Annotated in this window: 11 protein-coding genes; 6 read left to right on the top strand and 5 right to left on the bottom strand. The window is 72.7% G+C overall.

Going from position 1 to position 12,341, the window contains the following annotated elements; translation table 11 throughout:
• Positions 1-354 precede the first annotated feature (354 nt).
• Positions 355-1,215 carry a phosphatidate cytidylyltransferase gene (locus tag ACLJQM_RS42540; protein WP_410635997.1) on the top strand — a complete coding sequence of 287 codons (861 nt, stop codon included), beginning with the start codon at positions 355-357 and terminating at the stop codon, positions 1,213-1,215.
• A gap of 82 nt (positions 1,216-1,297) precedes the next feature.
• Positions 1,298-2,620, top strand: a complete 1,323-nt coding sequence (locus ACLJQM_RS42535; protein WP_410635996.1) for an MFS transporter — start codon at positions 1,298-1,300, stop codon at positions 2,618-2,620.
• Here the strand turns inward: ACLJQM_RS42535 and ACLJQM_RS42530 are convergent.
• Complete coding sequence (locus ACLJQM_RS42530; protein WP_247012960.1) at positions 2,608-3,453, bottom strand: VOC family protein; 846 nt, start codon at positions 3,451-3,453, stop codon at positions 2,608-2,610. The two genes, ACLJQM_RS42535 and ACLJQM_RS42530, sit on opposite strands and share 13 nt — an antisense overlap.
• 113 nt (positions 3,454-3,566) lie before the next feature.
• Between ACLJQM_RS42530 and ACLJQM_RS42525 the strand changes: the two genes are divergently transcribed.
• A complete protein-coding gene (locus ACLJQM_RS42525; RefSeq protein ID WP_247012957.1) occupies positions 3,567-4,376 on the top strand; it encodes a class I SAM-dependent methyltransferase in 810 nt (269 codons plus the stop codon).
• Here the strand turns inward: ACLJQM_RS42525 and ACLJQM_RS42520 are convergent.
• Positions 4,316-4,936 carry a PadR family transcriptional regulator gene (locus ACLJQM_RS42520; protein WP_247012956.1) on the bottom strand — a complete coding sequence of 207 codons (621 nt, stop codon included), beginning with the start codon at positions 4,934-4,936 and terminating at the stop codon, positions 4,316-4,318. The genes ACLJQM_RS42525 and ACLJQM_RS42520 overlap by 61 nt on opposite strands.
• A gap of 117 nt (positions 4,937-5,053) precedes the next feature.
• Here ACLJQM_RS42520 and ACLJQM_RS42515 point away from each other — a divergent pair, with 117 nt between their 5' ends.
• Complete coding sequence (locus ACLJQM_RS42515; RefSeq protein ID WP_247012954.1) at positions 5,054-5,539, top strand: Lrp/AsnC family transcriptional regulator; 486 nt, start codon at positions 5,054-5,056, stop codon at positions 5,537-5,539.
• Between the two features lie 106 nt (positions 5,540-5,645).
• A complete protein-coding gene (locus tag ACLJQM_RS42510; RefSeq protein WP_410635995.1) occupies positions 5,646-7,949 on the top strand; it encodes a transketolase-like TK C-terminal-containing protein in 2,304 nt (767 codons plus the stop codon).
• On the opposite strand, the gene ACLJQM_RS42505 is transcribed toward ACLJQM_RS42510, so the two are convergent.
• Both ACLJQM_RS42505 and ACLJQM_RS42500 read right to left on the bottom strand, forming a co-directional pair.
• Entirely contained in the window at positions 7,946-8,542 is a 597-nt protein-coding gene (locus ACLJQM_RS42505; protein WP_360780694.1) for a hypothetical protein, read from the bottom strand. The genes ACLJQM_RS42510 and ACLJQM_RS42505 overlap by 4 nt on opposite strands.
• An 81-nt stretch (positions 8,543-8,623) precedes the next feature.
• Positions 8,624-9,562 carry a hypothetical protein gene (locus ACLJQM_RS42500; RefSeq protein WP_410635993.1) on the bottom strand — a complete coding sequence of 313 codons (939 nt, stop codon included), beginning with the start codon at positions 9,560-9,562 and terminating at the stop codon, positions 8,624-8,626.
• Between the two features lie 366 nt (positions 9,563-9,928).
• On the opposite strand from ACLJQM_RS42500, the gene ACLJQM_RS42495 reads away from it, so the two are divergent.
• Positions 9,929-10,648, top strand: a complete 720-nt coding sequence (locus tag ACLJQM_RS42495) for a BTAD domain-containing putative transcriptional regulator (RefSeq protein ID WP_360780700.1) — start codon at positions 9,929-9,931, stop codon at positions 10,646-10,648.
• A gap of 9 nt (positions 10,649-10,657) precedes the next feature.
• Here the strand turns inward: ACLJQM_RS42495 and ACLJQM_RS42490 are convergent, their stop codons facing one another.
• The gene (locus ACLJQM_RS42490) at positions 10,658-12,250 is read right to left on the bottom strand and encodes an SMI1/KNR4 family protein (RefSeq protein ID WP_410635991.1); all 1,593 of its coding nucleotides are present in this window, start codon (positions 12,248-12,250) and stop codon (positions 10,658-10,660) included.
• Positions 12,251-12,341 lie beyond the last annotated feature (91 nt).

Here is a 12,341-nt window from a genome sequence, read left to right as displayed (position 1 = left end):
TCGGGCACGGGCGCGACCTCGGGAACCGAGGGGACGGACCGCTCGGCTGCGGCCGGAAATGCCGCAGCGACCGGCGGTGCGGATCGCTCGGCAGCGGCCGGGGCCGCGGGTGCTGGCTCGATCGCCGGTGCCGGGGCGTCCTCGGGTGCTGGCGGTGTGGATCGCTCGGCGGCGGCTGGGATCGCGGGTGCTGGCTCGATTGCCGGTGCCGGGGCGTCCTCGGGTGCTGGCGGTGTGGATCGCTCGGCGTCGGCCGGGGCCGCGGGTGCTGGCTCGATTGCCGGTGCCGGGGCGTCCTCGGGAACCGGCGAGGCGAGCCGGCTGTCGGCGGCCGGGGCCGCTGAGCCGACCTCTGTGCCGGGGACTCCCGGTGCCGAAGCGGCGCCGGAAGCCAAGAAGGCTTCCAAGGCCGGGCGGAACCTGCCCGCCGCCATCGGGGTCGCGTTGCTGCTCGGGGCCGCGATCATCGTTTCCCTGCTCACCGTGCGCTTCCTCTTCATCGGGATCATCGCGGTCGCGATCGCGGTCGGCACCTTCGAATTCGCCGGGGTGCTGCGCCGGGTCGCCGACACCAAGGTCGCGATGATCCCGGTGCTCGTCGGCGGGCAGGCGATGATCTGGCTCGCCTGGCCGTTCGGGCGGGAAGGCGCGCTCACCGCGTTCGTCCTGACCGTGCTCGCCTGCCTGCTGTGGCGCCTGCCCGGCGGCGCCAAGGGCTACCTGCGGGACATCAGCGCGTCGACGTTCGCCGCCGCCTACCTGCCGCTCTTCGGGGCGTTCGCGGCCATGCTCGTGCCGCCGTCGGACGGTGTCGGGCGCGTTCTCACCTTCCTCATCGGCGTTGTCGCCTCGGACACCGGGGGCTACATCGCCGGTGTCCTCGGCGGCAAGCACCCGATGGCGCCCACCATCAGCCCGAAGAAGACCTGGGAAGGCTTCGGCGGTTCGCTGGTCGGCGGGATCGTCGCCGGCGCCCTCACCTTGAGCCTGCTGCTGGACGGGCACGTCTGGCAGGGCGTCATCTTCGGCGTCGCCATCGTCCTCACCGCGACCCTGGGCGACCTCGTCGAGTCGCTGATCAAGCGCGACCTCGGCGTCAAGGACATGGGCACGCTGCTGCCGGGTCACGGCGGGATCATGGACCGCCTCGACTCGCTGCTGCCCTCGGCCGTCGTTTCCTGGCTGCTGCTGTCCGCGTTCGTCCCGTTGGGCTGACCTGCAGTGGGAGCCGCAAGCTCCCACCCGGGAGGCAACGGTTCGTGGACGGCCGAAGCTTCGGCGGGTTTCACTCGGGGGCATGAGCACCGAAACCCGAGCCCCGGCGAAGCTCGCGCTGACCGCCGTCTGCCTGGGCTTCCTGATGATCACGCTCGACGCGACCATCGTGAACCTGGCCCTGCCCGCGATCGGCGCCGACTTCGGTGAGCCGTCGACGGCCGCGCTGCAGTGGGTGGTCGACGCCTACACCGTCACCCTCGCCGCGTTCCTGCTGACCTGGGGTGCCGCCGGGGACCGGTGGGGTTCACGACGCGTTTTCGAAGCGGGCGTCGCCGTCTTCGTCGTCGCTAGCATCGGCTGCGCGCTCGCCGGGGACGCGGTCTGGCTGATCGCCGCGCGGGCCGTGCAGGGGGCCGGGGCCGCCGCGCTGCTGCCGTCGTCGCTCGCCTTGATCGTCCACCAGTTCCCGGACGCGCGGGAGCGGGCCCACGCGCTCGGCGTCTGGGGTGGCATGAGCGGGGCCGGGCTGGCCGCCGGGCCGGTGCTCGGCGGGCTCGCCGTCGGCCTCGCCGACTGGCGCCTGGTCTTCGCGGTCAACGTCCCGGTCGGGATCCTCGCCATCGTCCTGACGCGGCGGGCGGTCACCGAACCCCCGCGCCGGGAGACGCAACTCGACTTCGCCGGGCAGGTCGCCGGCACGGTGTCACTGGCCGCGTTCGTCGCCGGGTTCATCGAAGCCGGGCACACGGGCTGGGGCGCGCCCGCCACCCTCGCGCTGCTCGCCGGGGGCGTGGTGGCCGGCGCGGTGTTCGTGGCCGTGGAGCAGCGCGTCGCGGAACCCGTGCTGCCGCTGGGCATCCTGAAGATCCGGGACTTCGCGGTGGCCGCGGGCATCGGCGGCTTGTTCAACTTCTGCCTCTACGGCACCCTCTTCAGCCTGGCGCTGTACCTGCAACGCGCCTGGTCGCTCGGGGCGCTCGCCGCCGGGCTCGCGCTGGTGCCGCTGACGGCGGTGGTCGGGCTCAACGCCTTCTTCAGCGGACGCCTCACCGGACGCTCCGGCCCGCGTACGCCGATGGTCGCGGGCGCGCTGGCCGGGCTCCTCGGCGCGGCCGGCTTCGCGCTGCTGCCCGCGGATCGCGCGCTGGTGGCGTTCGCCGTGGTCTCGGTCGTCTTCGGCTGCTGTTCGCTGGCGATGCCCGCGATGACGTCGCTGGCGATGAACGCCTTGCCGGGGCAGGCCGGGCTGGCCGCGGGGGTGCTCAACGCGTCGCGCCAGACCGGGGGAGCGATCGGGGTCGCGCTCGTCGGCGCGCTGGCCCCGGCCGCCGGGATGTGGCTGGTGGCGGCCGGGTACGCGCTGGTCGCGGGGCTGGCGTTCGCCGCGCGTCAGTCGTCGTAGGGGTCGTCGACCTCGGCGCGGCCCCACTCCTCGGAGACGCGCGAGTGGTCGATCACGGCGAACACCGCGCCCTCGGGGTCGGCGAGGATCGCCATCCGGCCGAACGGGGTGTCGTACGGCTGGATCACGACGGTGCCGCCGTGCATCAGCGCCTCGCCCGCGACCGCGTCGGCGCCGCGCGCCGGGTCGATGTCGAAGTAGACGAGCCAGTGCGGCGGGGTGTCGAGGCTGTACTCCGACCCCATCACGTACCGGTACAGCACCGGCTGGTGCTCGATGAGCCATTCGACGTAGTCGAGGGTCTCGCCGTCGCCGATCTGGTGGCTGCCGTAGGTGAAGAGCTTGGTGTAGAAGTGATCCGCCGCGGCGCCGTCGTGGGTGTTGAGATCCGCGCCGCTGAAGGTGTTGGGGATCCCGGTGACGAACTCCCAGTCCGGCGGCACCTCCCAGAACACGACCGGCGCGCCGCTCGTGTCGTAGGCGTGCAGGATCGTGCCGCGCTGCGGGATCGGCATCGGGCCGAGCGTCAGCCGTCCGCCGAGGTGCTCGACCCACTCCGCCGCGCTGGCGGTGTGCGGCACGGACAGGTGCGGCATCCAGCCGAGCGGCGCCCCCTGCGCGGCGCGGTAGAGACCGCCGACCGGGAGCGTGTTCAGCGTCGCGATGGCGTACCGGCCGTCGGACGTCGCCGGATCGCGTTGAGTGGTGTACTCCCAGCCGAAGAGGGCACCGTAGAATTGTTCCGCCACGGCCTGCTCGCGGCAGGCCAGCTCGATCCAGCACGGGATTCCGGCCGGGACCGGGGACGGGGTACTGGACGGGTCGACTGCCATGGGTGCTCCTCCCGATACCCACCGGATTCTAGGCGTGATCCGTGAGGTTTCCGCCAAGAATTCGCCACCGGGCGAGCACTGGACGGCGACGAGGACCCGGAAGGAGCAGCGGGGTGCGGTGGTCGTCGCGGCGCGCGGAGGTCGTGCCGAGCCCCAACATCTGGTACTACCAGGCCGATTACGAGCGCGAGAACCGCGCGCAGGACAGCGGCGGCGAGATCTGGCGTGTGCTGCGCGAGGAGTGCGACTGGACCGGCCGGGACGTGCTGGACGTCGGCTGCGGGGACGGTTTCCACTTGCCGGTCTTCGCCCGCGACGCGCGCTCGGTGCTCGGTGTGGAGCCGCACGAGCCGTTGGTGCGAAGCGCGCTGAAGCGCGTCGAGGGACTGTCGAACGTGGACGTCCGGATGGGCCGGGCCCAGCGGTTGCCGGTCCGCAGCGCGAGCGTCGACGTCGTGCACGCGCGCACGGCGTACTTCTTCGGGCCGGGGTGCGAGCCGGGGCTGGCGGAGGCCGACCGGGTCCTGCGGCCGGGCGGGAAGATCCTGATCGTCGACCTCGACGTGACCAGTGAGCCCTACGGCGGCTGGATGCGCGCCGACCTACCGCACTACGACCCGGCCGCGGTGGAACGGTTCTTCGCCCGCGCCGGGTTCGGCTGCCGCCGCGTCGCCACCGACTGGCGGTTCGCGACGGCGGCCGACCTCGAAGCCGTGCTGAAGATCGAGTTCAGCAAGCCCGTCGCCGAACAGGCGATCACGGAGTCCTTGCAGCGTAACGGGAATCGCGGCGAAGACCTGACGCTGCCGGTGGGCTACCGCGTTCACGCGCGGCGCAAGCCCACCGGCCTCGTCCTGCCAGGTCACTCGGCTGCTTCTTCGGGAGCCGAGGACTCGTCCTCGTCTTCGCCCAAGATGCCGTAGAGCGAGCGCCGGGCGTCGTTGAGCACCTCGGCCGCGCGGGCCTGCTGGCTCTCGGTGCCCGCGCGCATGATCTGCACGACCGCGGCGGCCAGGTTCTTGCCCGCCTTCGCGAGCCCGACCTCGGTCGGGTCGACGTCCTGCGCGATGTGCTCCCACGGCGGGGTGCTGTCCTGCTCTTCCGCGGCGGTGCGGCCGGCGTCGGTCAGCTCGAAGAGCTTCTTGCCGTGCTCGTCCTTGCTGACGACCAGGCCTTCGTCGGCCAGCAGCTGCAGCGTCGGGTAGACCGAGCCGGGGCTCGGGCGCCAGAAGCCGCCGGAGCGCTCGCCGATCTCGCGGATGATCTCGTAGCCGTGCCGGGGCTGCTCGGCGAGCAGCGCCAGGATCGCGGCGCGGACGTCACCGCGGCGGCTGCGCCGTCCGCCGTGACCCCGCCGGCCCGGTCCGTGGCCACGGCCGCGTCCACCGGGGCCGAACCCCGGGGGGAACTCGCCGAAACCACCGAAGGGCCCGAAAGGGGTGCGCCCACGCTCGTGGGCGAAGGGGTGTCGTTGCCTACGCATGTCTGTGTTCCTTTCTCGAACTGTTGCGACTGCTTCACGATATATCGGAAACGGTCGGATGACAACCTGCTGGAGGTGAGCCCGGTCACGGCCGCGTCCGGGTGGGAAGATCGGGCCGTGCCCGACACCATCGACGAGATCGACGCGCGGCTGCTCCAGGCGCTGGGGGAGGACCCCCGGTCCACGGCGGTCGCGCTGGCCGAGCGGCTGGGCCTGTCACGCAACACGGTGCAGGCCCGGCTCGCGCGGCTGGAGCAGCGCGGTGCGCTCCGGTCGTTCGAACGCCGCATCGACCCCGCGCGGCTGGGCTACCCGCTGCGGGCGTTCGTCAACGCGCAGGTCGACCAGCGGCGCCTCGCCGAGATCGCCGAAGCCCTGGCCGAAATCCCCGAGGTCACCGAGGTGTGCGGGCTGACCGGGGCGAGCGACCTGATGGTGCAGGTCGTCGCCGTCGACGCGGACGACCTCTACCGGATCGCCGGGCGGATCCTGGCCTCGCCCGGGGTCGAGCGGACGAACATCTCGCTCGTCATGCGCGAGCTCGTCCCGTACCGCTTGACGCCTCTGCTGGAGCGCGTGCATTCTGCGCACCCGGAGGCCTGAGCCGTCCGGTTTCGGTGTGCATTCTGCGCAGCCGGATCGGCATCGGTTGTGCGAAGCGTCCACCAGTGCTGTTCTGGGGGTGCTTCCTGCACGAAAGGTGTCGACGATGACCCAGCCCTCCGCGACCGTTCCGGCGACGGGCACGCTCGCCGCGATCGAACGGCGGGTGCTGTGGCTCGCCACGGCGATCGTGCACCAGGCCAACCGCGTCCGGCCGAACCCGTCGGGGCTGAAGGTCGGCGGGCACCAGGCGTCGTGCGCGTCGCTGGTGTCGATCATGACGTCGCTGTGGTTCCGGCACCTGCGCCCCGAGGACCGCGTCTCGGTCAAGCCGCACGCGTCGCCGGTGCTCCACGCGATCAACTACCTGCTCGGCGAGCTGGACGAGGACTACCTGCCGACGCTGCGCGAGTTCGGCGGCCTGCAGAGCTACCCGAGCCGCGCCAAGGACCCCGACCCCGTCGACTACTCGACCGGCTCGGTCGGCATCGGCGCGACCGCCCCGATCTGGGGCGCGCTGGCCCGCCGCTACCTGACGACCCGGGGCGGCGCCGCGGGAACCGGCCGCCAGTACTCGCTGGTCGGCGACGCCGAGCTCGACGAAGGCGCGATCTGGGAGGCCATCCTCGACCCGGGCGTCGCCGAGCTGGGCGAGATCGTCTGGATCGTCGACCTCAACCGCCAGTCGCTCGACCGCGTCGTCCCGAACATCGCGGCCGGGCGGCTGCAGGGCATGTTCGACGCCGCCGGCTGGCAGGTGCTGACGCTGAAGTACGGGCGGCTGCTGGAAGAGCTGTTCACCCGGCCCGGCGGCGCGGAGCTGCGCGCGCGGATCGACGACATGCCGAACCCGGAGTACCAGCGGCTGCTGCGCTGCGACGCCGCCCAGGTGCGCGACCGGCTGCCCGCGGGGAACGCCGCGTTGGCCGAGCTGGTCGCCTCGCTCGACGACGAGACGCTGCTGGCCGCGATCCGCAACCTCGGCGGCCACGACCTCGGCTCGCTCGACGACGCCTTCGCGTCCATTTCGGACAGCCGGCCGACGGTGATCTTCTGCTACACCGTGAAAGGCCGCGGTCTCCCGACCCAGGGGCACCCGCAGAACCACTCCTCGCTGCTGACCGCCGCGCAGATGGAAGAGCTGGCGTCGTCGCTCGGGACGGACCTCGCTTCGCCCTGGGAGGGCTTCGCGGCTGAAACGGCCGAAGCCGCGTTGTGCGCCGAGGTTGCTTCGCGCCTTCGCCGTCCCGACGTGCCTTCGCTGCCTTCGCTCGAATTGCCCACCGACATCGGGCGGACGCCGTCCGGGACCGCGACGACGCAGGCGGCGCTGGGCCGCGTTCTGCTGGACCTGACGCGCGAAGCGCCCGAAGCGGCGAAGCGCGTTGTGACGGTCAGCCCGGACGTCAGCTCGACGACCAACCTCGGCGGCTGGGTCAACAAGGTCGGCGTCTGGTCGGCCACCGAGCGCCGCGACTGGTTCGACGACGACCCCGAAACGATCATGCACTGGCGGGAAAAGCCGACCGGGCAGCACGTCGAGCTGGGCATCGCCGAGACGAACCTGGTCGGCCTGCTGGGCGAACTCGGTGCCACCTGGAGCCGCTGGGGCGAGCCGCTGCTGCCCATCGGCGTCATGTACGACCCGTTCGTCGAGCGCGCGCTGGAGCCGTGGTCGTTCGGCATCTACGCGGGCGGGCAGTCGATCCTGATCGGCACGCCGTCCGGCGTCACGCTCGCCCCGGAAGGCGGCGCGCACCAGTCGATCACCACGCCGTCGATCGGCATCGAGCAGCCCGGCTGCGTCAGCTACGAACCGGCGTTCGCGATCGACACCGAGTGGACGCTGCTGGCGGCGCTCGGCCGGCTCGGCAAGCCGGGCGGCACGTCGTCGTACTTCCGGCTCTCGACCCGCCCGGTCGACCAGACGCTGGCCGCGGTGCCGGCCGACCCGGCGGCGCGCGAACGCCGTCGCCGCCAGGTCGTGGCGGGCGCGTACCTGCTGCGGCGGGCTTCGGCGCCTTCGGTCACCCTCGCGGCGATGGGCGCGCTGGTGCCGGACACCCTGGCGGCGGCCGAGCGGCTGGCCCAGGTCGGCGTCGAGGCCGACGTCGTCTGCGTGACCAGCCCGGGCCTGCTGTTCGAGGCGCTCCAGGCGCGGTCGGGCCGGGGCACCGGCGAGTCGTGGATCCTCGACCAGGTCTTCCCGGCCGCGCGCGCGAAGCCGCTGGTCACCGTCCTCGACGGCCACCCGCACACGCTGGCGTTCCTCGCCGGGATCAACCGGGTCCCGTCGGTCTCGCTGGGTGTCACGGGCTTCGGCCAGTCGGGCTCGCTCGAGGACGTCTACCGGTACCACGGCATCGACACCGACGCGATCATCCGGGCCGCGCTGGACGTGACCGCCTAGGCGAAGGTGGCGCCGGTCAGCAGTGCGTCCATCTTGGCGTCCCAGCCGGGGAAGGACCCGTACTCGACGACCAGGATCTTGCTCGTCGGCAGCCACCACATGCGGACCTGGTTGTTCTGCGTCGCGTCTTCACAGGTGACCTGCCAGCGGCCGTACTCGGCCTTCTTGGTGCCGATCGGGGCGAAGCCGGAGTCGAGCAGCGTGCTGCCGGTGGCCACCGCGGCCTGCCCGGGCGGCGACGCGGGCGTGATGCACGTCGGCACGTCCGTGCCGGTGTACCAGCCGAAGGGCCGCTTCGCGCTCGGGAGGTTGATGGGTGCGTTGGGGTCCGAAGTCAGTTCGCGCAGGTCCAGCATCCGCGCTTCGCAGACCGTGGTGCCTTCGGCGATGCAGCCGTCGAGGAGGCCGTCCTGGCTGTGCTCGGTGAAGGTCGCGCCCGGCGGCAGCGTCACGCGCATCGTCCCGACGGTCACCTGCGGCCCCGCGGCCGCCGTCACCGTCGGCACGGGCTGGGCCTGCCCCGCGGTCGATGTGCTGCAGGCCGCGGTGCTGAAGACCACCGCGAGGACCAGGACGCAGTGCCGGAAGGACACGGGCTCACCTCTTTCGTCGGACCCTCGGACGCCCGGGCGGCCCGTCCGGTTTCACCGTAAAGGCCGCCCGTGCGCCGGGGATCAGGCGGCTGCCGTCGCGGTGAGCGAGACGTAGCCGGCCTTCAGCTGCGCGAACGCCTCGAGCGCGAACCCGGCGAGCTGGTCGACGACGGCCGGGTTCCGCAGCAGCAGCCGCGTCTGGTTCCCCCGGATCGCGGAGAGCTTCGGCTTCTCGGAGTAGACGATGCTGACGCTGTTGCCGCCCGCGGCCTTCACGTCGACCTGGATGTCCTGGTAGACCCCGGTGAGCTTCGAGGTGATCTTGGCCAGGAGCTGCTGGACGCTGACCGCCGCGGTCAGCGCCGCGATGATGGTCACGATCGCCTTCGTGTCGACGTAGAGCGAACTCACCCGCGGTGTCGTCCACTCGCCGTTGCTGTAGAGCCGGGCCGCCGAGTTCACCTCGGTGAGGTCGATCTCGATCGCGTTGGACCGCGCGGTGCTGAACATCGTGCTGGTGGCGACGTCCTGCTCGAACCAGACCTGCACGCACTCGACCGGGGTCAGCACGTCGGAGCCGGTCACGATGGCCTTCTCGGCCACGTAGATCGGGCTGGTCGACGTGCTGCCGTCGAGGTTGGTCGAGAACGCGCACAGCCCGGGGTGGATCGTGCCGTAGTCGTTGACCAGCGTGATGCCGGTCGCCGGGCCGCCCGAGGAGGATTCCCCGAGCAAGCCGCTCGAGTCGAGCACCGACTCGTCACCCAGGCCGATCGAGACCCGGTTCGTCGAGACGCGCACCGTCACGTCACCCTTGAACTCGTTGCTGCCGAACAGCTCGTACAGCGGCTGCCACGAGAAGGTGTTGTCGGAGAGGTACTTGTCGGCCGACTGCCACACCACGTTGTAGGTGTCGTTCACCTTCTTCGCGAAGCACAGCTTGTACTCGTTCTTCTTCAGCGTCTTCAGGTCCTCCGCGGCGATCTGGATGTCGACGCTCTTGAGCTGTTCGTCCGTCATGGTTTCCGCTCCTCGGTTCGTGCGGGCCGGCGCGGCCCTCGGGACAGACCTTCCGGGGCCGCCGTCGCGCGGGCGTCGGTCCCGCGTGCCGCACGCCGTCGGGCGTCACACGATGGGCTAAACCAGAGCGGACCAGTCCCGTTGGGCCATTGGCGATCCGGGCGCCCGGCGGCCGGGGTGTCCGGCGACGCGCCGTCGCGGCGGCTCCCGTCCGGGTGATCGGTCAAGCCCGCGCACGGCTGAGTGGCGATCGCGCGGGAGCCGTGGTCCCGACGCGGCGTGAGGGAGCGGGGAGACGCCCGGGAGACACCGCCGGTGCCATGCTCGGAGACCGGCGAACGGCGTCGACGGAGACGAGGGGACGCGATGGACGAGGGCGACAGATCCCGCGTGGACTTGGTGCTGCTGGGCCGGTTCGAGCTGCTGGACGGCGGCGAGCGGGTCGCGCTGCCCCGGGCGGCGCAGCGCCTGCTGGCGTTCCTGGCGGTGCGCGACGGCGCCGCGGTGAACCGCAACGCGGCGGCCGAGCAGCTGTGGCCGGAGAGCCGCCGCCAGCGCGCGGCGGCGAACCTGCGTCAGGCGCTGTGGCACGTCCGGCGCTCCACGGCCGCCCCGGTCGTCGAGACCCCGGTCGACCACCTGCGGCTGTCCCCGGCCCTCCCGGTCGACTTCCGCGGCGCCCTCGAAGCGGCCCACCACGTCGTCGCGGCTTCGGCCCGCCCGGCGCCCGAGGGGCTCGTCGGCGCCCTGTCCCGCGACCTGCTGCCCGACTGGACCGAGGAGTGGCTCACCGCGGAACGGCAGCGCTGGGAGCAGGTCCGCCTGCACGCATTGGAGGCGATCGCCCAGCGCCTGATCACGGCCGGCGCGCACCTGGCCGCGCTGGAGGCGGCGTTCACGGCGATCGGCATCGACCCGGTCCGGGAAAGCGCTCACCGCACGGTGATCGCGGCCCACCTGGCCCAGGGCAACGGCGGCTCGGCACTGCGGCACTACCAGCACTACCGGGCGCTGCTGCACCGCGAGCTGGGTGTGCGCCCGTCCCCGCACATGACGAGGCTGGTCGCGGCGCACGGGGCGCCGTGAAGCACGCCGTCAGGGCCGGCCGGGCAGCACGGCCGAAAACTCGGTCACCGGGCCGGCCCGGTCGCCGCCGAACGCGGCCCGCAGCCCGGCCATCTCCGGCAGCGTCGTCCGCCCGGCGACGAACAGCGCCGCGAGGCGGGGCAGTGGCTTCCCGAGGTCGAGCAGACGGCGGACCTGCCCGGCGTCGAGCCCGAGCACGCGCAGGCCGGGGAGGTCGGCGATCGGGCCGAGGTCCGGCACCGCCGAGCCGGCGAGGTCCAGCCTCGTCAGCCGGGGCAGCGTGCGCAGCACCTCCAGGTCGAGCGGCTCCCGGACGTTCTCGAGCCCCAGGTCCCACAGCGCCGGGTGCCCGGCGAGCCCGGCCAGGTCCGCGCGCGTGGCCTCGATCCGCACCGACTCCAGCGCGCCGAGCCCGCCGATCGACGCGGTGACGGCGCCGGCGCGGTTGACGCTCAGCCGCCGCAGCGACGGCAGCGGAGCGAACACGGCCAGGTCGACGTCGGCGGCGTCGTTCAGGTAGACCTCCTGCACCAGCTCCCGGCCGGGCAGCCCGGCCACCACCGACGGCAGGTCCAGCGTGGCCGCCTCGGAGATCACTTCGTGGTACGACCGCTCGGCGGCGTCGCGGAGATCCGTCTCCGCGAAGAGGTACTGCTCGCCCGGGTCTTCGTAGCGCCCGGCCCGCAGGGCGGTCACGACTTCGGTCAGCATCGCGGTGATCGACGTCGCGACGTAGCGCAGCGGGCCGTAGATGTCGCGGCCGTACTCGAGGACCTGGCCGGCGTGCCCCCGCGCGGCGGGGTCGACGTCCACCGCGACGTAGTTCATCGCCCGGTCCCCGCCGAAGGTGATCCACCAGTCGTTGCGCGACAGGCGTTTCACCGCGCCGAAGGGCACGGTCTCGAACACGACGCCGTCGTCGTCCAGCGCGTCTTCCCAGCCGTAGGAACCGGGTGCGCCTTCGAGGTAGGTGTCGACGACGCGGTCCAGCGGGTCGTGGGAGTAGGGCCCGAGCAAGCCGGTCTCCCACGGATCGCCGTCCGCCACCAGGTACAGCGCGCGGAGGTCCTCGGGCAGCCGGACGCCCATGCGCGCCTCGGCGCCGGCCAGCTCCGCTTCGGTCTTGCCCGCGGGCCACCGGGGCGGCGTGCCCTTGATGCGGGTGTACGCCGCCGCGTACTCGCCGGTGAGCCTGAGGATCTCGGCGCGCACCAAGGGATCCGTCGGCGCGCCGGTCGGTTCGGCGCCCGCGGGCCGCGGGCGCCCCGGCAAGGGGTGGCCGGGATAGCGGAAGCCCGGATCGAAGACGAGTTGCCCGGGCGAGACGGCGGTGAGGTCCGGCCGGGCGGTGAAGCGGTACGCCCCCGAGACGTCGAGCCGGACTTCCAGCACCGCGGGCGGGCGCTCGAACAGCCGCTCCGCGATCGGCCCGTAGTCCACGCGAAGGCCGTCCCGCGTGTCACTCCACGCCGTGCACGAGACGGACCCGCCGGTGTGCCGCAGCTGGAGCGTGGCGTGCGCCCACGCGGTGCCGGCGCCCGCGCGCAGGGCTTCGGCCATGGACGCGGCGATGGCGGCGTAGTCGCTTTCCCCCGGATTCACCCCGCGAGGCTACCGAGCCCCCGACCTGGGTGTGACCCGGCGGACACCCGGCCGGGGCGGGCCGGGTGCGGGTTTCGGGGCGTGGGACACT

The organism is Amycolatopsis sp. cmx-4-83 (assembly GCF_046548815.1).
Taxonomy (GTDB): domain Bacteria; phylum Actinomycetota; class Actinomycetes; order Mycobacteriales; family Pseudonocardiaceae; genus Amycolatopsis; species Amycolatopsis pretoriensis_A.
Note: the sequence above shows the minus strand (reverse complement) of the source record. Positions and strands in the feature narration are given on the sequence as shown.

Coding starts and splice junctions, on each gene's coding strand:
- ACLJQM_RS42510 (WP_410635995.1), top strand. CDS start 5,646: ATGACCCAGCCCTCCGCGACCGTTCCGGCGACGGGCACGCTCGCCGCG.
- ACLJQM_RS42530 (WP_247012960.1), bottom strand. CDS start 3,453: ATGGCAGTCGACCCGTCCAGTACCCCGTCCCCGGTCCCGGCCGGAATC.
- ACLJQM_RS42535 (WP_410635996.1), top strand. CDS start 1,298: ATGAGCACCGAAACCCGAGCCCCGGCGAAGCTCGCGCTGACCGCCGTC.
- ACLJQM_RS42495 (WP_360780700.1), top strand. CDS start 9,929: ATGGACGAGGGCGACAGATCCCGCGTGGACTTGGTGCTGCTGGGCCGG.
- ACLJQM_RS42520 (WP_247012956.1), bottom strand. CDS start 4,936: ATGCGTAGGCAACGACACCCCTTCGCCCACGAGCGTGGGCGCACCCCT.
- ACLJQM_RS42500 (WP_410635993.1), bottom strand. CDS start 9,562: ATGACGGACGAACAGCTCAAGAGCGTCGACATCCAGATCGCCGCGGAG.